Genomic DNA, 21548 nt, shown 5'->3' on the forward strand with positions numbered 1-21548 from the left:
ACCGTCCGGCCGCCGAGCACCACGCGGTCGACGTCCAGCAGCCCGGCCAGCCCCGCCGCTCCGGTGCCCAGGACGCGGGCGGCCCCTGCGGCGTCGCCCCGGGCGACGGCAGCCAGGCACAGCGCCTCCAGGCAGCCGCGGTCGCCGCAGCCGCACTCCGGTCCGTCGAGCTGCACCACCTGGTGGCCGAACTCGCCGGCCCCGGTGCGCCTGCCCCGGTACAGCGCCCCGTCCAGCACGAGCCCGGCGCCCAGCCCGGTGCCCAGGTGCAGATAGGCGAACGACGCGTCCCCGGCCCCCTCCCCGCCGCGCAGGGCGAGGCCGAGGGCCGCCGCGTTGGTGTCCTTGTCCAGCACGACGGGCAGCCCCAGCCGCCGGGACAGCGCGTCCCGCAGCGGGTGGCCGTCCCAGTGGGGGTATCCGGTCACCCGCCGCAGCACTCCCGCGCGGTGGTCCAGCGGGCCCGGGCACGCCACCCCGACGCCCAGCGGGCGGCCGCCGCGGCCGGAGCCGGCCGGCAGTGCGCGCACCGCGCCGGCCGCCGCGTCCACAGCCGCCCGGCAGGGCGCGCCCAGATCGAAGGGGGCCCGGTGGGCGGCGACCACGCCGCCCAGCAGATCCACCAGGACGGCGATGACCTCGTCGCGGTCCAGGTGCAGGCCCACCGCGTGGCGCGCGTCGCGCACCAGGCGCCACAGGGTGCGCGGTTTGCCTCCGGTGGAGGGGCGGTGCCCCGCCTGCGCCACCAGGCCCGCGTCCCGCAGCCGGGCGGTGATCTTGCTGACGGCCTGCGGTGTCAGTCCCGTGGCCTCGGCCAGTTCGGACCTGCTCGCGCCCGTCTCGCCCGCCGCGCGCAGCAGGTCCAGGACGAGCGCGGCGTTGTGGCCGCGCAGGGCCGGCAGGTTCGCGGCGGCCGGAGCGGCGGCCACGGAGACGGCGGAGACGGTGGAGACAGAGCCGGGGGAGAGGGGGGTCACGGCTCCATTCTCGCGCCCGCTTGCACTTCCGCAACGCTGTTGCCAAAGTGGGCGCCATGAACGCCGCCTCCCCCGCCTCCCCGGTCCCCAACCCTCTGCGCGTCGGACTGATCGGCTACGGCCTGGCCGGCTCCGTCTTCCACGCGCCGATGATCGCCGCCACCGACGGCCTCGTACTGGACACCGTCGTCACCTCCTCCCCCGAACGGCAGCGGCAGGCCCGCGCCGAGCACGGCGAGGGGCTGCGCACCGCCGCCGGCGCCGACGAGCTGTTCGCGCGCGCCGACGAGCTCGACCTCGTGGTCGTCGCCTCCCCCAACCGCACCCACGTCGAGCTGGCCACCCGGGCGCTGGAGGCCGGGCTGGCCGTCGTCGTCGACAAACCGCTGGCGGCCGGCGCCGCCGAGGCGGAGGCGCTGGCCGGCCTCGCCGAACGCCGCGGACTGCTGCTGTCGGTGTTCCAGAACCGCCGCTGGGACGGCGACTTCCTCACCCTGCGCGAGCTGCTGGCCGAGGGCGCGCTGGGCGAGGTGTGGCGCTTCGAGTCCCGCTTCGAGCGGTGGCGCCCGAACCTCAAGGGCGGCTGGCGCGAGTCCGGCGACCCCGCCGAGCTCGGCGGCCTGCTGTACGACCTGGGCAGCCATGTGGTGGACCAGGCGCTCACCCTCTTCGGCCCGGTGACCTCCGTCTACGCCGAGTCCGATGCGCGCCGCCCCGGCGCCGAGGCCGACGACGACACCTTCATCGCCCTCCACCACGCCTCGGGCACCCGCTCCCACCTGTGGGTCAGCTCCACCGCCGCCGCCCTCGGCCCCCGCTTCCGGGTGCTGGGCAGCCGGGCCGCCTACGTCAAGTACGGCCTCGACCCGCAGGAGGACGCCCTGCGCGCCGGCGCCCGCCCCGCGCCCGGCGAGCCCTGGGGCGCGGAGCCGGAGTCCGCCTGGGGCACCCTGGGCGCGGCCGACGACGTACGGCCCGTGCCGTCCCGCGCCGGCGACTACCCCGCCTACTACGCCGCCGTCGCCACCGCCCTGCGCGAGGGCGGCGAGCCCCCGGTCACCGCGCGGGAGGCGGCCGAGGCGCTGCGGGTGCTGGAGGCGGCCCGCACATCGGCGGCCGAGGGCCGCACCGTACGGCTCGGCTGACCGGCCACCGCCGCCCCACCCTCCGTCCGGGGCGGCGGCGGCCGGGGCGGGCCCGGCCTCAGCCGCCCAGCGCGTGGGCGACGGTGTGGATCGCCAGCCCCGCCAGCGCGCCCACCACCGTGCCGTTGATCCGGATGAACTGCAGATCGCGGCCGATGTTCGCCTCGATCTTGCGGGAGGTGTGCTCGGCGTCCCAGCTCTCGACCGTCTCGGTGATCAGGGAGGTGATCTCGTGCCGGTAGGTGGTGACGACGTGCCCGGCCGCCCCCTCGATCCAGCCGTCGACCTTGCCCCGCAGCCCGCCGTCCCCCGACAGCCGCGCGCCCAGCGACAGCAGCGAGGCGCGCACCCGCAGCCGAAGCTGGCTGCGCTCGTCCTCGGCCGCCGCCACGACCATGGCCCGCACCGCCGACCAGGCCGAGGCGATCAGTTCCTGCACCTCGTCGCGGTCCAGGATCTCCGACTTCAGCCGCTCCACCCGCGCCCGGGTCTCCTCGTCGGACTGCAGGTCGGCGGCGAAGTCGCGCAGGAAGCGGTCCAGCGCCTGGCGCGCCGGGTGGTCGGGCATGTCCCGCATCTCCGAGACGAAGCGCAGCAGTTCCCGGTATACGCGCTCGCCGACCTTGCGGTCCACGAAGCGCGGCGTCCACCCCGGAGCCCCGCCGGCCACCGCGTCCATCACCGAGTCGCTGTGCCACACCAGCCAGTCGTGGGCCCGTGAGACCACCAGGTCCACGACCCGGGCGTGGCCGCCGTCGGCGACGATCCGGGCCAGCATCCGGCCCAGGCCCGGCGCGATCTCCTGGGCGTGGGCGCGCCGGGTGATCGCCTCGCCCACCACCGCCTGCACGTCGTTGTCCCGCAGCACGGCCAGCGCCCCGCGCAGTGCGGTGGACAGCTCGGCCGTCACCCGGTCGGCGTTGGCAGGCCGGGCCAGCCAGGCGCCCAGCCTGCCGCCGATGCCCACCGAGCGCAGCTTCCGCCGCACCACCTCCTCGGCCAGGAAGTTGTCGCCGACGAAGTCGCCGAGGCTGCGCCCCAGTTGGTCCTTCTTGTTCGGGATGATCGCGGTGTGCGGGATCGGCAGCCCCATCGGCCGCTTGAACAGCGCGGTGACCGCGAACCAGTCGGCCAGCGCGCCCACCATGCCTGCCTCGGCCGCCGCGGCCACATAACCGGCCCATGCGCCCGCGCCCGACCGCTCAGCCCAGGTGGCCAGCGCGAACACCAGTGCCGCCAGCAGCAGCGCCCCCGTCGCGATGGCCTTCATCCGGCGCACCCCGCGCCGCTTCTCCTCGTCGGCAGCGGTGAAGGCCACCGGGTCGAACACCGCCCCGGCCGGCGCCTTGGAGCCCGCCGGCCGCCCTCGCCCGCCGCTGCCGCCTCCGCTCCCGGCGTTGCCGGAGCCCTCGGCGTTCTTCCCGTCCGTCGTCGTCCGCTCCATCGTCTCCACCCGTCCGCGCCGTCCCCGACCGCAATTGTCGCAAGGGGCCGCGGTGGAACGCCGAACGCGCCGCCCGCGTCCCGCACCGCGAACACGGCGGCCGGCGGCACCCGGCCGCCTCACGTCCTTTCATCGATCACGTAACAGGCGGGTCCACCCGGCGGGGCCACGCCGGCCGCCGTGGGATCATGGGGAAACCGCCGATCACTTCGCACACCTGGGCCCGCACCGCCCGAGGGGGGACTCTTCCGTGTACGAGCGAGGCTGCCGCCCGTGAGCAAGAACATGGGATACGCCCTGCTGGCAGGGCTCGCGGCCGTCGTGGTCCTGGTCTCCGGCGCCGTGTTCGTCGGCGCCGGCCTCAGGGGCGCGGCCCCGGACACCGCCGTCCCGCGGGGCGGGGAGAACGCCGCGCCGGCATCCTCCGGGACCTGGGTGGGCACCTGGTCCGCCGCCCCCGCCTCCGCCGAGCCGAACGCCCCGGACGGCCACCCGGACGCCTCCCTGCGGAACGTGGTGCACACCTCGGTCGGCGGCAGCGCCGCCCGCGTCCGGTTCTCCAACCTCTTCGGCACCCGCCCGCTGACCATCACCCACGCCACCCTCGCCCTGGCCGCCGAGCCCAGCAGCCCCGCCGCCACGCCCGGCAGCATGCGCAGGCTGACCTTCGGCGACCGGAACGAGGTGACCATCCCGGCCGGCTCCGCCGTCACCAGCGACGCGGTGCGGCTGAACGTGCCCGCCGCCGCCGACCTGCTGGTCACCCTCTACTCCCCCACCGGCTCCGGCGCCGTCACCCACCACCCCCACGCGCGCCAGACCAGCTACCTGGCCCGCGGCGACCGGGCCGCCGACACCACCGGCGTCCCCTACACCGAGCAGACCGCCTACTGGCGGCACGTGACGGCCGTGGACGTGTGGACGAACGAGACCGAGGCCGCCGTCGTGGCCCTCGGCGACTCCATCACCGACGGCGTCACCTCCAGCCCCGGCGCCAACCACCGCTGGACCGACTTCCTCGCCGACCGGCTGCGCACCGAGCGCGGAGCCCCCCGCTACAGCGTCCTCAACCAGGGCATCAGCGGAAACCGGATCCTCCTCGACGCCTCCCCGGCCGACCCCAGGAACGGGCCCAGCGCCCTGAACCGGCTGGAACGGGACGTGCTCTCCGGCACCGGCGCCAGGGTCCTGGTCGTCCAGCTCGGCATCAACGACATCCTCAAGACGCCCCACCAGACCGACCCCCGCAGGATCGTGGACGGTCTGGAGCAGATCACCCAGCGCGCCCACCGGCACGGACTGCGGGTGGTCGGGGCGACGCTGACGCCGTTCGGCGGGCACCGCAAGCACAACGCGCGCCTGGAGGCCGTACGGCAGCAGGTCAACGAGCAGATCCGCCGCGGCGGCGTCTTCGACGCGGTCGTCGACTTCGACGCGGCCCTGCGCGACCCGGCCAACCCGCAGCGGCTGCTGCCCGTCTACGACTCGGGCGACCGTCTGCACCCCAGCGACAGCGGCTTCCGCGCGATGGCCGGGGCCCTGGACCTGAACCTCCTCAAGGGCGCCTCGCCGGCCAGGCTCTGACACCGGCTCCCGGCTCCGGGATCCCGGTCTTCTGCGGTCCGCGCACCGCCCCCTTCCCCGGCCCCCGGGGGGCGCCGAACCCGGCGTCCCCGGGGGCCGCGCCCGGCGGGCGGCCCCCGGCCCCGCCCGCGGCGGCGAATCCCGGCCGGTTAGCGGCCGGTTCGCGGCGGCTTTCCGGCACCCTCCCGGGTGATGGCGGAGCGTGAGGTCCCGTCCGGCCCCGCGGCGCCGGCGGCCAGACACAGACGGGCCGACCGCCGAACGGTTCGCACACCCGTTCGTGCCGCCGCACTCCGCCGCGCACCGCCAGCGGTGTGAACATGCCTCGCCCGTCGGCGCGGATGATGCCACAGTGTCCTACGGGGCAATCCACAGGAAACGGTACGAAAGTCCCATACCGACAAGGAGCCCTGCGGTCATGAGCGAGGAGCCCGAGGAGCCCAACGGCGACCAGAAACCCAGGCCGCGGCGCACCGGCCCGCGGCGCCTGCTGCCCACCTGGAGGACACTCCTGGCCGCCACAGCGGTGGTCCTCCTGGCCGGCGCGGGCGCCCTGATCACCGGCTACACGCTCGTGGAGATCCCCGAACCCAACTCCGCGGCCGCCGCGCAGAACAACGTCTACCTCTACTCCGACGGCAGCCAGCTCGCCCGCGACGGCGACATCAACCGCCAGAACGTCGAGCTCGACACCATCCCCGAGAGCACCCGGCACGCCGTACTGGCCGCCGAGGACCGGGACTTCTACCACCAGCCCGCCGTCGACGTGGTGGCCATGGCCCGCGCCGGCTGGAACATGCTCCGGGGCGAGGGGAAGCAGTCCGGCTCCACCATCACCCAGCAGTACGTGAAGAACTACTACCTGGGCCAGGAACAGACCCTGACCCGCAAGACCAAGGAGTTCTTCATCGCACTCAAACTCGACCGCGAGGCCGGCAAGGACGAGATCCTCGCCGGCTACCTCAACACCAGCTACTTCGGCCGCCACGCCTACGGCGTCCAGGCCGCCGCCCAGGCCTACTACGGCAAGGACGCCGGCGACCTGACCACCGCCGAGGGCGCCTACCTCGCGGCCCTGCTCAACTCCCCCAACCTCTACGACGTGGCCGCCCACCCCGAGAACAGGGAACGCGCCGTCGCCCGCTGGAAGTACGTCCTCGACGGCATGGTGAAGGAAGGCTGGCTCACCCCCCGCGAACGCGCCGCCGCGAAGTTCCCCCAGCCCGACCCCGCCAAGCCCCCCACCGGCCTGTCCGGCCAGCGCGGCTACATCGTCGAAGCCGTCAAACAGCACCTCGCCGCCCGCGACATCCTCAGCGAGGAGCGCCTGGCCCAGGGCGGGTTCCGCATCACCACCACCATCGACCGCCGCAAACAGGACGCCTTCGTCAAGGCCGTCGAGCGCGAACTGCTCTCCCAGCTCAGCGAGGAACGCGAGATCGACCGCCACGTCCGCGCCGGCGGCACCTCCATCGACCCCGAAACCGGCGAGGTCGTCGCCATGTACGGCGGCGTCGACTACACCCGGCAGTTCGTCAACAACGCCACCCGCCGCGACTACCAGCCCGGCTCCACCTTCAAGCCCTTCGTCTACGCCGCCGCCCTCGAACACCGCGCCAAGACCCGCGACGGCGACCGCATCGGCCCCGGCACCACCTACAACGGCGACAGCGGACGCACCGTCGTCGGCCCCGACGGACCCACCACCTGGAAACCCGAGAACGAGGACCGGGTCGACTACGGCGACATCCCCGTCAGCACCGCCATGAACAAGTCCGTCAACGCCGTCTTCGCCCAGATGGGCGTGGACGTCGGCCCCGCCAGGGTCAAGGAGACCGCCGCCCGCCTCGGCCTCCCCGACACCACCCCCGGCATGGCCGAGGCCCAGGGCTCCATCTCCCTGGGCACCACCACCCCCAGCACCCTCGACATGGCCCAGGCCTACGCCACCCTCGCCAACCACGGCGAACGCGTCGACCACAGCCTCGTCAAGGAGATCCGGCACGGCGGCGAACGCGTCCGCGTCCCCGAACCGGCCACCCTGCGGGCCGTCTCCCGCTCCACCGCCGACGCCACCACCGCCGTCCTGCGCGGCGTCGTCAAGAGCGGCACCGCCACCGCCGCCCAGGCCGCCGGACGCCCCGCCGCCGGCAAGACCGGAACCGCCGAGGAGGACCGGGCCGCCTGGTTCGCCGGCTACACCCCCGACCTCGCCACCGTCGTCGCCGTCATGGGCCAGAATCCCGAGACAGGCGCCCACAAACCCCTCTACGGCGCCGCCGGGCTCCCCCGCGTCAACGGCGGCGGCATCCCAGCCCGGATCTGGGCCGCCTACACCGCCGAGGCGCTGCGCGGCACCCCCGCCAGGGACTTCGACCTCAAGCCCGGCAAGAACCGGCTCCCCAAGTCCTCCCCCAGCCCCTCCGGCAGCGCCGACCCCTCCGACCCGTCCGACGGCCCCGACGCCCCCGAGGAGGAGCCCACCCAGGTGGACGACCCCGAGGAGACCCCGGACGCCTCCGCCCCCGGCCGGGACGACGCAGAGAACACAGGTGGCGGCGGGGACACCGGGGACGACGGCGCCAATGGCGAACGCACCCCGCAGAAGGGCGGGAAGGCGCAGGGGAAGGACGACGGGGAGAAGAAGCGGGAGGAGGGCGGGAAGAACACCGGGGACCGCGACCGCGGGAAGAAGACGGACGAGCAGCCGGGGAAACCGGCGAAGCCCTCCGCCGGAGCGGCCGACGGCAAGAACCCCGCCGGAGCCACCTCCTCCCCGGCCCCCGCCGCCAGGGCGTCCGCCGGGCCCCTCCCGCAGAAGTCCCCCGGCGCCTCCGGCTCCCCCCGGCCCTAGAACGCCCGCGGGGCCGGCCGTAAGGACCGGCTTCCCTCGACGGACGACCGGAGCGGACAGCAGGAGCGGGCCCCGCGGTACGCCCGCGGGGCCCGCTCCTGCGGCCTTCGCCCTCCTACAGGTACAGCCCGGTGGAGTCCTCCGACCCCTGCAGCCGCTCGGCCGCCACCGCGTGCAGGTCACGCTCGCGCATCAGCACGTACGCGACCCCGCGCACCTCCACCTCGGCCCGGTCGGCCGGGTCGAACAGCACGCGGTCGCCCGGCTCCACCGTGCGCACGTTCTGCCCGACGGCGACCACCTCGGCCCAGTTCAGCCTGCGGCCGACCGCGGCCGTCGCGGGGATGACGATGCCACCGGAGGAGCGGCGCTCGCCCTCGGGAATGTCGGTACGCACCAGCACCCGGTCGTGCAGCATCCGGATGGGCAGCTTGTCGTGGTGGGACGTCTTGGAGCTCACGGCAGAACCGTATCTCAGCCCGTCTCCGCGCCGCTCAGCGGCGGCGGCGCCGGGACGACACCACCAGCAGCCCGGCCACCCCCACCGCCACCAGGGCCACCGGCACGATCCGCGCCGCCCGGGGGCGGCCCTCCTCGTCCGTGAAGCGGTCCCGCACATCCGACAGCGCGTGGTTGACCGCGACGTACGCCCGGCCCGCGGTGCGGTCCACGGCCGAGGCCGCCCGCGCCTTCACACCGTCGGCGATCGTCTTCGGGTGCACCCGCACCGCCAGCTCGTCCAGCGTCTCGGCGAGCTCCTGCCGCCTGCGGACGATCTCCGCCTCGATCTCCGCGGGGGTCCTGGCTTCCGACACCGCACTGCCTCCGTCGTCTCATCCGTCTCATCCGCCCCACCCGGGCCGCCGTGTACCGGGATCCCGGCTACCGGACAGTCTGGCAGTTCCCTCACCTCCGGTGCCCCCCGCCACCCCAGTCACACCCCGTGGCTAGGCTTTCGAACCGATAACGGCCCCGACCACGGGACCGCGAGCCCCGCCCGAGGAGTACCGATGAGCGAGCGACTGCAACCCGGCGACACCGCCCCGGCCTTCACCCTGCCCGACGCCGACGGCAACCCCGTCTCGCTCGCCGACCGCGCCGGACGCAAGGTGATCGTCTACTTCTACCCCGCCGCCCTCACCCCCGGCTGCACCAAGCAGGCCTGCGACTTCACCGACAACCTCGACCTCCTCGCCGGCGCGGGCTACGAGGTGATCGGCGTCTCCCCCGACAAGCCGGAGAAGCTCGCGAAGTTCCGCGAGAAGGAGAACCTGAGGGTCACCCTCGTCGGCGACCCGGAGAAGAAGGTCCTCGAGGCCTACGGCGCCTTCGGGGAGAAGAAGCTCTACGGCAGGACCGTCACCGGCGTCATCCGCTCCACGGTGATCGTCGACGAGGAGGGGAAGGTCGAGCGGGCGCTGTACAACGTCAAGGCCACCGGCCACGTCGCCAAGCTCATCCGGGACCTCTCCCTCTGAGCCCGCCGGGCCTCCGGGCCTCCGGGGACCCGCCCCCGGGCTCCTCCCCCGGCCGGCGTAACCACCCCGCGCGCCGTTCGTTGACCAGTGCGAGTCCGCGACGGAAGACCGAACGACCACGCGCGGACGGTTCACAGGGGGAGGGGCCATGGCCGCCGAGTACACTCGCGAATCACTCGCCGACGCCGTCCATGCGTCGGCCACTCTCTCCGAGGCGATCACCCGTCTCGGCAGAGCTCCGACCAGCGGCCGGAGGTGCTATGTCCGGGACCTGCTGGAGCAGTGGGGCATCGACACCTCCCACCTCGAACGGGAGGGGGTGCGGCACACCGAGCGGCGACTACGCGAACTGGTCCGTGAGTCGTCGAGCGTCGCCGAAGTGGTCCGCCGTCTGGGAATCGCTCCCGTGGGCGGCAACCAGGCGCACATCGGCCGCCGTATCGCCGTGCTGGGCATCGACACCTCCCATTTCACGGCCGTGCGCCCACGCCGCCCCAAGAGTCCTCCCGGTGACCGGCTCGTTCTGGGCAGCCCGGCAAGCGGACGTGTCCCCGGGGAACGGCTGCGCCGCCTGCTCACAGGGCAGGGCGTCCCCGAGAAATGCGCCGACTGCGGCATCGGCCCCGAGTGGAGAGGCAAACCGCTGCGGCTGGAAGTCGACCACCTCAATGGCGACTGGTGGGACAACCGCCCCGGGAATCTGCGACTGCTCTGCCCCAACTGCCATGCAGTCACTGACACGTTCCGTGGCCGCAAACGGCGCGCTGCAGCCCGGTAGGGGAGGATCATGTCCTCCTGCCACCGGGGATACACGCGGCAGAAGCTCACGACCATCGCCGCCGAGGCCTCAAGCCCCGTGGACATGCTGCGTCGCATGGAACAACCGCTCAACACCGTTTCGCTGCGCTATCTGCGTAGCCGCCTCTCCCTATACGAGATCGATACCTCGCACTTCAAGGACGAGCCACTGCCGCCGCAGCCTCGAACCGACTACACCAGAACGGTGCTGAAGGATGCGGCCTCGCGCTCATCCTCTCTTCAGGAGGTGGCCGAGTACCTCGGTGTCAGGCCCTACAGCGGTCTGTTGGGTTATCTGCGGCGCAGGCTGGCGCACTTCGGCATCGACACCTCGCACTTCACCGAGGCTCGTGGCAACCGCCACAGCCCAATCGACGGGCAAGCGCTCCGGCTCGCGGTCTCGGAGTCCTCCAGTCTGGCCCAAGTCATCCGCGTTCTCGGCCTGTCCGTCTCCGGTGCCTCGCGAACCCGGGTCAAAAGAGCTATCGAGGCGTACGGACTCTCAACGTCCCACTTCACCGGTCAGGCGCATCACCGCAACCGCCCGTCACCGCAACGTAAGCCCGCCGATGAGATCCTGCGGCGGCTCGAACCCGGCGCGCCTCGGACAAGACGTGTCCTGTTGCACAGGGCGCTTCAAGAGAAGGGAACTCCATACGCCTGCCGCGAATGCGGTACCGGCCCCCTGTGGCGTGGTCGAAAACTGGTCCTGGAGATCGACCACATCAACGGCAATCGTCTGGACAACCGGATCGGCAACCTGCGGTACCTCTGCCCGTCGTGCCACAGCCAGACACGGACGTTCGCCAACGGCTCCGGACGGTGAACCCTCGTCGGGCAGGTGACAGCGCTCCGTACGGAACCCAGTACAGTAGGCCCCGAGCCCGTACTCCAGCTGGCTAGAGAGTGCCGGTTTAGGTCCGGTATGTCGTGGGTTCGAGTCCCACCGGGCTCATAGGAGACAACGGCCCGCTCCCTTCGAAACGAAGGGAGCGGGCCGTTGTCCCGCGGTCTCAGCCCAGCAGTTCCCGGACCACGGGGGCCAGGGCGCGGAAGGCCTGGCCGCGGTGGCTGATGGCGTTCTTCTCCTCCGGGCTCAGCTCCGCGCAGGTGCGGGTCTCGCCCTCGGGCTGGAGGATCGGGTCGTAGCCGAAGCCGCCGGCTCCGGCGGGTTCGCGGCGGAGGGTGCCCGGCAGGCGGCCCTCGACGACGCGCTCGGTGCCGTCGGGCAGGGCCAGGGCCGCCGCGCAGGCGAAGTACGCGGTGCGGTGGGGGTCGTCGATGTCGGAGAGCTGGGCGAGGAGCAGGTCGAGGTTGGCCCTGTCGTCGCCGTGGCGTCCGGCCCAGCGGGCGGAGAAGATGCCGGGGGCTCCGCCCAGGACGTCGACGCACAGGCCGGAGTCGTCGGCGACGGCGGGCACTCCGGTGGCCTTGGCCAGGGTGCGGGCCTTGAGGAGTGCGTTCTCGGCGAAGGTGAGGCCGGTCTCCTTGACGTCCGGGACCTCGGGGTAGGCGTCGGCGCCGACCAGGGTGAGGTCCAGTCCGGCGGCGGAGAGGATGGCCTCGAGTTCTCGGACCTTGTGGGCGTTGCGGGTGGCGAGGATCAGGCGCTGGCTCATGGGGACCGATTATCCCGTTGCGGCGGCCGGAATCACCGGGCGGGCCCGACGCCGGTGCCGGAGCCCGGCGTCGGGGACCTGGGCCCGCCGCCCGGTGCCCGTCAGCCGGGGGTGCAGACCTGGGTCAGTTCGTCGGCCGCGTCGGCGAGGGGGCCGACGTCCGGGGTCCTGCCCTGTTCGACGGATTCGCGGACGTTGTCGGCGGCCTTCTGCATGTCCTCGGCGACCCGGGTGATGTCGGCGTTGTCCGTGTTGTCGATGATCTTGTCGAGGTTCTCGTTGATGCGGTCCAGGGACCGGTCCACCTCGGCGGGGTTCTCGACGCCGTCGGCGACGGCCTGCTGGAGGGCGTTGGCGCTGTCCACGACGACGACGGCGGTGTTGGCGCAGTCAAGTGCGTTCTGGACGGTGCTGCAGCCCGCCAGGGGGAGGGTGAGGACGACGGGGGCGAGGGCGGCGGCGAGGGTGGTCCGTCTGCGCATGGGGTCGTGGTCCTCCTGGTGTCTGGACGGGCCGTACGGCTCGACCCGTACGGCCCGTGCCCTGTAGGACGCGTAAAGCGCTCGCAAAGTTCCGCGCCCCGCCCGCCTTCTCACCGGCCGTCACCGGGGCGCCGCCCGGGCGGGTTGCGCGGGCGGGTTGCGCGGGGTCAGGCCGGAGGCAGTGCGTCCGTGTCCAGTGCGTGCCGCTGGGCGCCGTCGAGTTGGGCGCAGCCGGCGACGGCGAGGTCGAGGAGGGCGTCGAGTTCGGTGCGGGCGAAGGGGACTCCCTCGGCGGTGCCCTGGACTTCGACGAAGCGGCCGTCGCCGGTGCAGACGACGTTCATGTCGGTCTCGGCTCGGACGTCCTCCTCGTAGCAGAGGTCGAGGAGGGGGGTGCCGTCGACGATGCCGACGCTGACGGCGGAGACGGTGCCGGTCAGCGGCTGGGCCTTGGCCCGCAGGAGTTTCCTGCCGCGGGCCCAGGCGAGGGCGTCGGCGAGGGCGACGTAGGCGCCGGTGACGGCGGCGGTGCGGGTGCCGCCGTCTGCCTGGAGGACGTCGCAGTCGAGGACGACGGTGTTCTCGCCGAGGGCCTTGAGGTCCACCACGGCGCGCAGGGAGCGGCCGATGAGGCGTGAGATCTCGTGGGTGCGTCCGCCGATCTTGCCGCGGACGGACTCGCGGTCGCCGCGGGTGTTGGTGGAGCGGGGGAGCATGGCGTACTCGGCGGTGATCCAGCCCTCGCCGCTGCCCTTGCGCCAGCGGGGTACGCCTTCGGTGACGCTGGCGGTGCAGAGGACGCGGGTGTCGCCGAAGGAGATGAGGACGGATCCCTCGGCGTGCTTGCTCCAGCCGCGTTCGATGGTGACGGGTCGGAGTTGTTCGGCTGTGCGGCCGTCGATGCGTGACATGGGTGCGAGCCTAGTGCCACGGTCGGGAGGGCCGTTGGGGTGAACGGCCTGGTGGCCCGGTGCGCGGGGGCCGCCCCGGGGTGGGGCGGCCCTGTCACATCATGTCCTCGATCTCGGCGGCGATGGGGTCGGCGTCGGTGCCGATGACGACCTGGATGGCGGAGCCCATCCTCACGACGCCGTGTGCGCCGGCGGCCTTGAGCGCGGCCTCGTCGATGAGGCCGGGGTCCTCGACCTCGGTGCGCAGGCGGGTGATGCAGCCCTCGATCTCGACGATGTTGTCGATGCCGCCGAGTCCGGCGATGATCTTCTCCGCTTTGCCGGGCATGTCCTCCGCCTTCCCGCCGGCTGCCGCCGACCGTCTCGGCCCGTCCTGTGTCCGTGCCCCATGTGGACCGGGTTGGCACATTAACCCACGTTATGCACACTTCGCGAGAGGGGCCCATCGGCTCCATACCGCTTCCCGGCCCCGCGGGGAAGGGGGTGCGGGCCCGCGGGCGGCCCGCGTACTGCATTCCGGCACTGTCCCCGTTCCGTCGGCCTCGTTGCCCGGCTGGGTGCTTTCGATGCCTTTGTTCGTGTTACAAGGTGACTTAAGCGCTCTGTTGCCCTTGTGATGCTTGCGATGCGGATGTGCGGCGCGGACCGCACGGCCCCACGGGAGGAAGCCGATGACCACGGCCACTGCCAGGACATCCGACGACGGAGGCGACGGGGGCGGAGGCGGCGGAGGCGGGGGCGGAAAGAGGCGCGGCGCGGGCGCGATGGCGGTGGCCCAGCGCATCGGCCGCAGTCTGATGCTGCCGATCGCCGTCCTGCCCGCGGCGGCTCTGATGGTCCGGCTGGGTTACGAGGACATGCTGGGCCGGGAGGGCTTCCCGGACTTCGTCAACCGGATCGCCGAGTTCCTGGCGGCGGGCGGCGGGGCGCTGCTGGACAATCTGCCGCTGCTGTTCGCCGTGGGCATCGCGGTCGGTTTCGCCAGGCGGGCGGACGGCTCGACGGGGCTGGCGGCCGTCGTTGGCTACCTGGTCTTCCAGCAGGTGATGGCCACCTTCAGCGATCCCAACCTGCCCCCCGAGGAGGGCGTCGCCCGGCCCGCGGACGCCGGTGTGCTGGGCGGTGTGGTGATGGGACTGGTCACCGCCGTGCTCTACCAGCGCTACCACCGCAGGAAGCTGCCGGACTGGCTCGGCTTCTTCGGCGGCCGCCGGCTGGTGCCGATCCTGGCGTCGTTCGCGGGCCTGCTGCTGGGTGTGGTCTTCGGATACGCCTGGCCGGTGCTGGGGGCCGGGATCCACGGTTTCGGCGAGTGGCTGGTGGGTTCGGGCGCGCTGGGGGCGGGAGTGTTCGGGGTGGCCAACCGGGCGCTGATCCCGGTGGGCATGCACCATCTGCTGAACTCGTTCCCGTGGTTCCAGGCGGGTTCCTACGAGGACGGCGGGGTGCGGTACGAGGGGGACATCGCGCGCTTCCTGCACGGGGACCCGACGGCGGGTCAGTTCATGACCGGCTTCTTCCCGATCATGATGTTCGCCCTGCCCGCGGCCTGTCTGGCGATGTACCACTGCGCGCGGCCCGAACGCCGCAAGGTGGTGGGCGGGATGATGTTCTCCATCGCGCTGACCGCCTTCGTCACCGGGGTGACCGAGCCGATCGAGTTCACGTTCATCTTCATCGCGCCGGCGCTGTACGCGGTCCACGCGGTGCTCACGGGGGTGTCGATGGCGCTGAGCTGGGCGCTGGGGGCGCGGGACGGCTTCGGTTTCTCCGCCGGGGCCATCGACTTCCTGCTGAACCTGGGGATCGCGACCAGACCGTGGCTGCTGGTGGTGCTGGGGCTGTGCTTCGCGGTGGTGTACTACGCGGTCTTCCGGTTCGCGATCACGCGGTTCGACCTGCCGACGCCGGGCCGGGAGTCGGACGAGGAGATCGCCGAGCAGGAGAAGGCCCAGTACCGGGCGTAGCCCTGCGCCGGGCCTGCGCCGGATCCTGTGCCGGGCCGCTCGTGCCGGTCCCGGTGTCCTGGGCGCCGTACGGCCCGTGCCGCGCCGGCCGGGCCCGGCTGCCGCGGGCCCGGCCGGCGGCCGGTCAGATCTCGTAGACGGCTCCGGGGCGGGCCATCTCCACGGGCCCGCCGAAGGCGTCCCGCGCGTCGCGCAGGTTGTGCCGGGGGTCCGTCCACGGCGGGATGTGGGTGAGGACCAGTCGTCCGGCGCCCGCGTCCCGGGCGCACTCCCCGGCCTGCCGCCCGTTGAGGTGGAGCTCGGGGATGTCCTCCTTGCCGTCGGTGAAGGAGGCCTCGCACAGGAAGAGGTCGGCGCCTCGGGCCAGGTCGCACAGGGCGTCGCAGGGGCCGGTGTCGCCGGAGTAGACGAGGGCCCTGCCGCCGTGCTCGACGCGGAAGCCGTAGGTCTCCACCGGGTGCCGCACCCGGTCGGCGGTGACGGTCAGCGGTCCGAGCCGGAAGGTGCTCCGGGGGGCGAGGTCGTGGAAGTCGAAGACCTCGCTCATGGACCTCTCGGACGGGGTGTCGGCGTAGGCCGTGGTCAGCCGCTGCTCGGTGCCCTTGGGGCCGTACACCGGGATGGCCTCGCAGCGTCCCCCCTCGTGCCGGTAGTACCGGGCCACGAAGTACGCGCACATGTCGATGCAGTGGTCCGCGTGGAGGTGGCTGAGGACGATGGCGTCGAGGTCGTAGAGGCCGCAGTGGCGTTGCAGCTCGCCCAGGGCGCCGTTGCCCATGTCGAGCAGGAGCCGGTAACCGTCGGCCTCGACGAGGTAGCTGGAGCAGGCCGATTCCGCGGACGGGAACGATCCCGAGCAGCCGACGACGGTGAGCTTCATAGGGGAAGGAACCTCCGTGGCCCGGGAAGAGGGGTTACCTGAGCGTAAGGCGCACGGGGGCCGGTGGCTCCTCCGCAGTGCCCCGTTGTGGGCGGAATCACCAGGGCGGGGGTGGTGCGGGGTGCGGATCGCGCGGCGCGCGGCTCCGGGGGGGCGCGCGGCACCGGGCGGCGGCCGCCGCACCGCCGCTCCCGGCTGCCGGAGGGGCGGGGCGCGGCGGGCGTCGCGGACGTGCGGGATGCGCGGGCCGGGCTCAGGCCCAGAGCTGCCCCTGGAGGGCCTCGACGGCGGCCTCGGTGGTGGGCGCGGTGTAGATGCCGGTGGACAGGTACTTCCAGCCGCCGTCGGCGACGACGAAGACGATGTCGGCGCTCTGGCCCGCGCGTACGGCCTTGCGGCCGACCCCGATGGCGGCGTGGAGGGCGGCGCCGGTGGAGACTCCGGCGAAGATGCCCTCCTGCGCGAGGAGTTCGCGGGTGCGGGTGACGGCGTCCTCGGAGCCGACCGAGTAGCGGGTGGTCAGGACGGTCTCGTCGTACAGCTCGGGGACGAAGCCCTCGTCGAGGTTGCGCAGGCCGTAGACGAGGTCGTCGTAGCGCGGTTCGGCGGCGACGATCTGGATGCCGGGGACCTTCTCGCGCAGGTAGCGGCCGGCGCCCATCAGGGTGCCGGTGGTGCCGAGCCCCGCGACGAAGTGGGTGATCGAGGGCAGGTCGGCGTAGATCTCGGGGCCGGTGCCGGCGTAGTGGGCGCCGGCGTTGTCGGCGTTGCCGTACTGGTAGAGCATGACCCAGTCGGGGTGCTCGGCGGCGATCTCCTTGGCGACGCGTACGGCGGTGTTGGAGCCGCCGGCGGCCGGGGAGGAGATGATCTCGGCGCCCCACATGGCCAGCAGCTGGCGGCGCTCGGCGCTGGTGTTCTCCGGCATGACGCAGACCATGCGGTAGCCCTTGAGTTTGGCCGCCATGGCCAGCGAGATGCCGGTGTTGCCGGAGGTGGGTTCCAGGATGGTGCGGCCGGGGGTGAGCCGGCCGTCCTTCTCGGCCTGCTCGATCATGTACAGGGCCGGGCGGTCCTTGATCGAGCCGGTGGGGTTGCGGTCCTCCAGCTTGGCCCAGATGCGGACGTCCTCGGACGGCGAGAGCCGCGGCAGGCGCACCAGAGGGGTGTTGCCCACCGCGGCGATCGGCGAGTCGTAGCGCATCAGCGCATGCCCCCGGCCACGGCGGGGAGGATCGTCACGTTGTCGCCGTCGCTCAGCTTGGTGGAGATGCCGTCCAGGAAGCGGACGTCCTCGTCGTTGAGGTAGACGTTGACGAAGCGGCGCAGCTCGCCGCCCTCGACCAGCCGCTCCCGGATGCCGCTGTGGCGGCTCTCCAGGTCCTCGATGAGCTCGGCGAGGGTGCCGCCGTCGCCCTCGACGGCCTTCTGCCCGTCGGTGTAGGTGCGGAGGATGGTCGGGATGCGGACCTCGATGGCCATGGGTGTACTCCTGTGGGAGGGGCGGGAAGCGTGTGGGCCCGGCGCGTGCGCGGGGTGCGGCCGGGCGGGCGGGCCGCGCGGGGGTGGCCGTCCGGGTCAGACGCGGTCGGCCGCGCGGCACCGGCATGCCGCACCGCGGCACCGGGGAGACCCCATGGCGCTGGCGATGCGGCACAGATCGACGTGCAGGCGCGCCACGAGCAGCGTGCCCGGGGACTTACCCCGGCGGGTATCGCTCACGTCGTGGTTAACCATGGGCTCATCGTAACGATTCCCGCCTCCGGATCCGGATACCTGTTCCATGATGCGGACCCCGCCGTCTCACCTGTTGTCGGGGGCTTGTGGATCAGTCCTCGTAGGCGGGGACGATCCTGACCTCCTCCTCCGTGATCTCGCCGTCGACGATGCGGAAGGAGCGGAAGGAGAAGGGCCCCTCGTCGTTGCCGCACTCCGCGGTGGAGACCAGCACGTAGTGGGCGCCGGGCTCGCCCGCGTAGGAGACGTCGGTGCGCGAGGGGTAGGCCTCGGTGGCGGTGTGGGAGTGGTAGACGACCACCGGCTCCTCGTCGCGGTCGTCCATCTCGCGGTAGAGCTTCAGCAGGTCCGCGGAGTCGAACTCGTAGAACGTGGGCGAGCGGGCGGCGTTGAGCATGGGGATGAAGCGCTCGGGACGTCCGCTGCCGGCCGGGCCCGCGATGATGCCGCACGCCTCGTCGGGGTGGTCCTGGCGGGCGTGGGCCACGATCTTGTCGTGCAGCTCCTGGGTGATGGTCAGCATGGGCGACAGCATAGGCAGGACGCGCGGGCGGGGCCCCGCCCGTACCGGTGTGCGGTACGGGCGGGGCCCCGCGCGGTGCCGTGCCCCCAGTGGGGCGGGTGTCACTTGGCGAGCGTGGTGGCCTCACCGGGGCCGGTGGCTCCGGTGGCCTCGGTCGCCTCGATCTGCTCGTCGGTCTCGCCCGCGTCGCGGCGGCGGACGTAGTCGAGGACGCGGTTGAGCTCCTTCCTGACGACGGGCGCCAGCAGGTAGAGGCCGACGATGTTGAACACCGCCGCGAGGAAGAGGAAGGAGTCGGCCAGGGAGACCAGGGAGGACAGCGACATCAGCGCACCGGTGATGACGATGAGGCTGAAGAGCACCTTGTAGACGTTCTCGCTGGCCTTGCTGCGGCCGAAGAGGTAGGTCCAGGCCTTCAGGCCGTAGTAGCTCCAGGTGATGATCGTGGAGAAGGCGAAGAGCAGGACCGCGACGGCCAGGATGTACGGGAACCAGGAGATCGCGGTCTCGAAGGCGTCCGAGGTGAGCGAGACGCCGGAGGCGATCGGGTCGCCGTTGGCGCTGGCCTCGCGGGCCGCCTCCCAGCTCGGGGTGCGGGCGATGACGATGGTCAGCGCGGTCATGGTGCAGATGACGACGGTGTCGATGAACGGCTCGATCATCGCGACCAGGCCCTCGGTGGCGGGGCGCTTGGTCTTCACCGCGGAGTGGGCGATGGGGGCCGAGCCGATGCCCGCCTCGTTGGAGAAGGCCGCGCGCTGGAAGCCGACGATCAGGGCGCCGATGAGGCCGCCGGCCACGCCCTCGGGGGCGAAGGCGCCCACGACGATGTCCGAGACCGCGTCGGGCACGGCGGTGACGTTGGTCAGGATGACGAAGAGGCAGGCGACGACGTAGATGATCGCCATCGCGGGGACCAGCCGGCTGGTGACGGCGCCGATGGAGCGCATGCCGCCGATGAGGACCAGGGCGACCAGGGCGGCGATCAGGATGCCGAAGAAGAGGGCGCCGCCGGAGCTGCTGAAGAGGCTGTCCTCGCCGCCGGTGACGGACTGGAGCTGCTCCAGGCTCTGGTTGACCTGGAAGAGGTTGCCGCCGAAGAAGGTGAAGAACAGCAGGGCGACGGCGGAGCCGACGGCGAGCACCTTGCCCAGGCCGCCCAGGCCGCGCTCGGCCATGCCCTTGCGCAGGTAGTGCATCGGGCCGCCGGAGACGGTGCCGTCGGCGTGGACCTCGCGGTACTTCACACCGAGGGTGCACTCGACGAACTTGGTCGCCATGCCGAGGAGGCCGCAGACGATCATCCAGAAGGTGGCGCCGGGGCCGCCGATGGTGACGGCGATGGCCACACCCGCGATGTTGCCGAGGCCGACGGTGCCGGAGACGGCGGAGGTGAGGGCCTGGAAGTGGTTCACCTCACCGGGGGCGTCCTTCTGGTCGTACTTGCCGCGGACCAGCTTGAGGGCCTTGGGCAGGTGGCGGACCTGGGCGAAACCGAAGTATCCGGTGAACACCAGTCCCGCGACCACCAGCCAGCCGACGATCCAGGGGAACTCGGTGTCCCCGAGGGGGATGGTGTAGAAGACGATGTCGCTGATTTTCGAGGCGACCGGATCGACGAATTCGGTGATGGATTCGTCGATCCGTGTCGTCCAGGATTCGTTTGCCATGGGTTCCCTCTGGCTGTAGCGGCTGCGAGGACGTGTGGGGGCGGGTGCAACGGTGGTTGCCTGTGGTGCGGCGGAAGGACCGACCTCGGCGTCCGGTTTCGAGCGCAGTTTCCTCCGAAGTTCTCCGAGTTGTAAGACTCGGATAAAAATCGGGTTGGGAGTTCCTATCACGCTGCGCTACCGCATTGGTGTGACCTGGATCACATGCTCATATTACGGTCGGGTCACACGGGGAAATCGCAGGGCAAATCGGGCAGCCATCTCGCCCAAAGAGGCGTCGTATCCGATTAACGGAGAGTTTCGATCACTCTGTGCGACACGGCGGGCCCGCAGGGACTTTTTAATGTATGGCACAAACAAATGCCGGAAGGCCGTGCCCCACCGAACCCGCCGCCCCGGCCGGCCCCGCCGGGCGGGCCGTCGCGCCCTGAAGGCGCCGGGGCCCGCCCGGCGCCTTCAGGGCGCCAGGGTCTCCACCAGCGACTCCTGGAGCGCCCCCAGCCACAGGTACGCCATCACCATCGGCTTGCGCGGGCCGCCCGGCAGCGCGTACAGCTCGTCGCCGTCCTCGTCGTCGGCGATCTCCAGGCGCGCGCCGATCGCCAGCCTCAGGTCGTTGAGCGCGCCGAGCCACCGGCGCGACTGCTCGGGGGTCAGGGTGAGCACCGCTCCCCCCTCGCCGGCGGGAGCGAGGGAGTCCAGGGCGCGCACGACGGCGAGGCCGTCCTCCCGCTTGCGGGCGCGCAGGTCGTTCTCGGTGTAGCGCCGGAACTCCGCGGCGGCCTCGCGCGTCTTCTCGTCCACTCCGGCGCCGGGGCCGCCGTAGGCGTCGGGGAAGAGCCTGGCCAGCGCCGGGTCGGAGGGCGGCTCGGTGGGGCCGTCGGCCATCAGCGCGGCGAGCGGGTCCTGCTCGCCGCCGGCCTCGTCGGCGCCCGGGCCGGGGCCGATGAGCTCGAGGAGCTGGACGGCGAGGCTGCGCAGGATGGAGATCTCCACCTCGTCGAGCGCGACGGCGGCGCCTCCGGGCACGCCGGCCGCGGGCTGGAAGAGCCCGGCCATCAGCGGTCCTGCTGGAGGGTCGCCCACAGGCCGTAGCCGTGCATGGCCTGTACGTCGCGCTCCATCTCCTCGCGGGTGCCGCTGGAGACGACCGCGCGGCCCTTGTGGTGGACGTCCATCATCAGCTTCCTGGCCTTCTCCTTCGGGTAACCGAAGTAGGTCTGGAACACGTAGGTCACGTAACTCATCAGGTTCACCGGGTCGTTGTGGACGACCGTCACCCACGGGACGTCCGGCTCGGACACCACCCGGGGGGCCTCGTCCGACTCGGGGCGGGTGATCTCGGTGGGGGCGACCGACAGCCACGCCACATGGGCGCCGCGCGGACCGGGTACGCGGTCCGCGGCGGGCGGCCGCGCGACCGCGAGGGCCGGGGGTGTCGTCCGGTGTGTGTCGTCGCTCACGGTTCCCATGCTGCCA

Annotated in this window: 23 protein-coding genes and 1 tRNA gene; 8 read left to right on the plus strand and 16 right to left on the minus strand. The window is 72.5% G+C overall.

Annotated elements, in window-relative coordinates:
• Window positions 1-929: ROK family transcriptional regulator (locus ACLIYP_RS17165; protein WP_412714032.1), on the minus strand; the 929-nt coding region annotated here is incomplete at its 3' end.
• Window positions 930-1033: 104 nt separating this feature from the next.
• Here ACLIYP_RS17165 and ACLIYP_RS17170 point away from each other — a divergent pair.
• On the plus strand, window positions 1034-2122 hold the full coding sequence (locus tag ACLIYP_RS17170; protein ID WP_412714010.1) for a Gfo/Idh/MocA family oxidoreductase: 1089 nt from the start codon (window positions 1034-1036) through the stop codon (window positions 2120-2122).
• 58 nt (window positions 2123-2180) lie between these two features.
• Here the strand turns inward: ACLIYP_RS17170 and ACLIYP_RS17175 are convergent, their stop codons facing one another.
• Window positions 2181-3566 (minus strand): DUF445 domain-containing protein, encoded by a 1386-nt coding sequence (locus ACLIYP_RS17175; RefSeq protein WP_412714011.1) that lies wholly within the window; start codon window positions 3564-3566, stop codon window positions 2181-2183.
• Between the two features lie 273 nt (window positions 3567-3839).
• Here ACLIYP_RS17175 and ACLIYP_RS17180 point away from each other — a divergent pair, with 273 nt between their 5' ends.
• Window positions 3840-5150: an SGNH/GDSL hydrolase family protein gene (locus ACLIYP_RS17180; protein ID WP_412714012.1), complete on the plus strand. Its 1311-nt coding sequence runs from the start codon at window positions 3840-3842 to the stop codon at window positions 5148-5150.
• A 418-nt stretch (window positions 5151-5568) separates the two neighbouring features.
• Entirely contained in the window at window positions 5569-8004 is a 2436-nt protein-coding gene (locus tag ACLIYP_RS17185) for a transglycosylase domain-containing protein (protein ID WP_412714013.1), read from the plus strand.
• Window positions 8005-8119: 115 nt separating this feature from the next.
• Here ACLIYP_RS17185 and ACLIYP_RS17190 read toward each other — a convergent pair whose 3' ends face one another.
• Both ACLIYP_RS17190 and ACLIYP_RS17195 read right to left on the minus strand, forming a co-directional pair.
• Window positions 8120-8422 carry a GroES family chaperonin gene (locus ACLIYP_RS17190; protein WP_093655608.1) on the minus strand — a complete coding sequence of 101 codons (303 nt, stop codon included), beginning with the start codon at window positions 8420-8422 and terminating at the stop codon, window positions 8120-8122.
• Window positions 8423-8498: 76 nt separating this feature from the next.
• On the minus strand, window positions 8499-8819 hold the full coding sequence (locus ACLIYP_RS17195) for a DUF3618 domain-containing protein (protein WP_093654171.1): 321 nt from the start codon (window positions 8817-8819) through the stop codon (window positions 8499-8501).
• 195 nt (window positions 8820-9014) lie between these two features.
• Between ACLIYP_RS17195 and bcp the strand changes: the two genes are divergently transcribed.
• The 4 genes from bcp (at window position 9015) to ACLIYP_RS17215 (ending at window position 11235) form a co-directional block, all read left to right on the plus strand.
• Window positions 9015-9482 carry a thioredoxin-dependent thiol peroxidase gene (gene bcp / locus ACLIYP_RS17200; protein ID WP_412714014.1) on the plus strand — a complete coding sequence of 156 codons (468 nt, stop codon included), beginning with the start codon at window positions 9015-9017 and terminating at the stop codon, window positions 9480-9482.
• Between the two features lie 148 nt (window positions 9483-9630).
• On the plus strand, window positions 9631-10260 hold the full coding sequence (locus tag ACLIYP_RS17205; protein WP_412714015.1) for an HNH endonuclease: 630 nt from the start codon (window positions 9631-9633) through the stop codon (window positions 10258-10260).
• A 9-nt stretch (window positions 10261-10269) separates the two neighbouring features.
• Complete coding sequence (locus ACLIYP_RS17210) at window positions 10270-11106, plus strand: HNH endonuclease signature motif containing protein (protein WP_412714016.1); 837 nt, start codon at window positions 10270-10272, stop codon at window positions 11104-11106.
• A gap of 54 nt (window positions 11107-11160) precedes the next feature.
• Window positions 11161-11235, plus strand: a tRNA-Leu gene (locus ACLIYP_RS17215).
• A 58-nt stretch (window positions 11236-11293) separates the two neighbouring features.
• Here ACLIYP_RS17215 and rdgB read toward each other — a convergent pair.
• The 4 genes from rdgB to ACLIYP_RS17235 all read right to left on the minus strand — a co-directional run bounded on the left by rdgB (window position 11294) and on the right by ACLIYP_RS17235 (window position 13701).
• Window positions 11294-11899, minus strand: coding sequence for an RdgB/HAM1 family non-canonical purine NTP pyrophosphatase (rdgB, locus tag ACLIYP_RS17220; RefSeq protein ID WP_412714017.1), 606 nt, complete (start codon window positions 11897-11899; stop codon window positions 11294-11296).
• Window positions 11900-12000: 101 nt separating this feature from the next.
• Window positions 12001-12381, minus strand: coding sequence for a hypothetical protein (locus ACLIYP_RS17225; RefSeq protein ID WP_412714018.1), 381 nt, complete (start codon window positions 12379-12381; stop codon window positions 12001-12003).
• A 167-nt stretch (window positions 12382-12548) separates the two neighbouring features.
• The gene (gene rph, locus ACLIYP_RS17230) at window positions 12549-13292 is read right to left on the minus strand and encodes a ribonuclease PH (protein WP_412714019.1); all 744 of its coding nucleotides are present in this window, start codon (window positions 13290-13292) and stop codon (window positions 12549-12551) included.
• Between the two features lie 94 nt (window positions 13293-13386).
• Entirely contained in the window at window positions 13387-13701 is a 315-nt protein-coding gene (locus ACLIYP_RS17235; protein ID WP_412714020.1) for a glucose PTS transporter subunit EIIB, read from the minus strand.
• 355 nt (window positions 13702-14056) lie between these two features.
• Between ACLIYP_RS17235 and ACLIYP_RS17240 the strand changes: the two genes are divergently transcribed.
• Window positions 14057-15259 (plus strand): PTS transporter subunit EIIC, encoded by a 1203-nt coding sequence (locus ACLIYP_RS17240; protein WP_412714033.1) that lies wholly within the window; start codon window positions 14057-14059, stop codon window positions 15257-15259.
• Between the two features lie 124 nt (window positions 15260-15383).
• Here the strand turns inward: ACLIYP_RS17240 and ACLIYP_RS17245 are convergent, their stop codons facing one another.
• The 8 genes from ACLIYP_RS17245 to clpS all read right to left on the minus strand — a co-directional run bounded on the left by ACLIYP_RS17245 (window position 15384) and on the right by clpS (window position 21430).
• Complete coding sequence (locus ACLIYP_RS17245; RefSeq protein WP_412714021.1) at window positions 15384-16139, minus strand: MBL fold metallo-hydrolase; 756 nt, start codon at window positions 16137-16139, stop codon at window positions 15384-15386.
• Window positions 16140-16392: 253 nt separating this feature from the next.
• On the minus strand, window positions 16393-17343 hold the full coding sequence (locus ACLIYP_RS17250) for a PLP-dependent cysteine synthase family protein (protein WP_412714022.1): 951 nt from the start codon (window positions 17341-17343) through the stop codon (window positions 16393-16395).
• Window positions 17343-17621, minus strand: coding sequence for a MoaD/ThiS family protein (locus ACLIYP_RS17255; RefSeq protein ID WP_412714023.1), 279 nt, complete (start codon window positions 17619-17621; stop codon window positions 17343-17345). The genes ACLIYP_RS17250 and ACLIYP_RS17255 overlap by 1 nt, the downstream gene beginning before the upstream one ends.
• A gap of 96 nt (window positions 17622-17717) precedes the next feature.
• Window positions 17718-17876 carry a putative leader peptide gene (locus ACLIYP_RS17260; protein ID WP_342745050.1) on the minus strand — a complete coding sequence of 53 codons (159 nt, stop codon included), beginning with the start codon at window positions 17874-17876 and terminating at the stop codon, window positions 17718-17720.
• 91 nt (window positions 17877-17967) lie between these two features.
• Window positions 17968-18399, minus strand: coding sequence for a M67 family metallopeptidase (locus ACLIYP_RS17265; RefSeq protein ID WP_412714024.1), 432 nt, complete (start codon window positions 18397-18399; stop codon window positions 17968-17970).
• 101 nt (window positions 18400-18500) lie between these two features.
• On the minus strand, window positions 18501-20069 hold the full coding sequence (locus ACLIYP_RS17270; protein WP_412714025.1) for an alanine/glycine:cation symporter family protein: 1569 nt from the start codon (window positions 20067-20069) through the stop codon (window positions 18501-18503).
• A gap of 456 nt (window positions 20070-20525) precedes the next feature.
• Window positions 20526-21128, minus strand: a complete 603-nt coding sequence (locus ACLIYP_RS17275; protein ID WP_412714026.1) for a DUF2017 domain-containing protein — start codon at window positions 21126-21128, stop codon at window positions 20526-20528.
• Window positions 21128-21430: an ATP-dependent Clp protease adapter ClpS gene (gene clpS / locus ACLIYP_RS17280; protein ID WP_412714034.1), complete on the minus strand. Its 303-nt coding sequence runs from the start codon at window positions 21428-21430 to the stop codon at window positions 21128-21130. Before clpS ends, ACLIYP_RS17275 begins: the two co-directional genes overlap by 1 nt.
• Between the last annotated feature and the right edge of the window lie 118 nt (window positions 21431-21548).

The sequence above is a fragment of the Streptomyces nanhaiensis genome (assembly GCF_046614825.1).
GTDB lineage: Bacteria > Actinomycetota > Actinomycetes > Streptomycetales > Streptomycetaceae > Streptomyces > Streptomyces radiopugnans.

Coding starts and splice junctions, on each gene's coding strand:
- ACLIYP_RS17170 (WP_412714010.1), top strand. CDS start 1,034: ATGAACGCCGCCTCCCCCGCCTCCCCGGTCCCCAACCCTCTGCGCGTC.
- ACLIYP_RS17175 (WP_412714011.1), bottom strand. CDS start 3,566: ATGGAGCGGACGACGACGGACGGGAAGAACGCCGAGGGCTCCGGCAAC.
- ACLIYP_RS17185 (WP_412714013.1), top strand. CDS start 5,569: ATGAGCGAGGAGCCCGAGGAGCCCAACGGCGACCAGAAACCCAGGCCG.
- ACLIYP_RS17190 (WP_093655608.1), bottom strand. CDS start 8,422: ATGCTGCACGACCGGGTGCTGGTGCGTACCGACATTCCCGAGGGCGAG.
- bcp (WP_412714014.1), top strand. CDS start 9,015: ATGAGCGAGCGACTGCAACCCGGCGACACCGCCCCGGCCTTCACCCTG.
- ACLIYP_RS17205 (WP_412714015.1), top strand. CDS start 9,631: ATGGCCGCCGAGTACACTCGCGAATCACTCGCCGACGCCGTCCATGCG.
- ACLIYP_RS17210 (WP_412714016.1), top strand. CDS start 10,270: ATGTCCTCCTGCCACCGGGGATACACGCGGCAGAAGCTCACGACCATC.
- rdgB (WP_412714017.1), bottom strand. CDS start 11,899: ATGAGCCAGCGCCTGATCCTCGCCACCCGCAACGCCCACAAGGTCCGA.
- ACLIYP_RS17225 (WP_412714018.1), bottom strand. CDS start 12,381: ATGCGCAGACGGACCACCCTCGCCGCCGCCCTCGCCCCCGTCGTCCTC.
- rph (WP_412714019.1), bottom strand. CDS start 13,292: ATGTCACGCATCGACGGCCGCACAGCCGAACAACTCCGACCCGTCACC.
- ACLIYP_RS17235 (WP_412714020.1), bottom strand. CDS start 13,701: ATGTGCCAACCCGGTCCACATGGGGCACGGACACAGGACGGGCCGAGA.
- ACLIYP_RS17240 (WP_412714033.1), top strand. CDS start 14,057: ATGGCGGTGGCCCAGCGCATCGGCCGCAGTCTGATGCTGCCGATCGCC.
- ACLIYP_RS17245 (WP_412714021.1), bottom strand. CDS start 16,139: ATGAAGCTCACCGTCGTCGGCTGCTCGGGATCGTTCCCGTCCGCGGAA.
- ACLIYP_RS17250 (WP_412714022.1), bottom strand. CDS start 17,343: ATGCGCTACGACTCGCCGATCGCCGCGGTGGGCAACACCCCTCTGGTG.
- ACLIYP_RS17255 (WP_412714023.1), bottom strand. CDS start 17,621: ATGGCCATCGAGGTCCGCATCCCGACCATCCTCCGCACCTACACCGAC.
- ACLIYP_RS17260 (WP_342745050.1), bottom strand. CDS start 17,876: ATGGTTAACCACGACGTGAGCGATACCCGCCGGGGTAAGTCCCCGGGC.
- ACLIYP_RS17265 (WP_412714024.1), bottom strand. CDS start 18,399: ATGCTGACCATCACCCAGGAGCTGCACGACAAGATCGTGGCCCACGCC.
- ACLIYP_RS17270 (WP_412714025.1), bottom strand. CDS start 20,069: ATGGCAAACGAATCCTGGACGACACGGATCGACGAATCCATCACCGAA.
- ACLIYP_RS17275 (WP_412714026.1), bottom strand. CDS start 21,128: ATGGCCGGGCTCTTCCAGCCCGCGGCCGGCGTGCCCGGAGGCGCCGCC.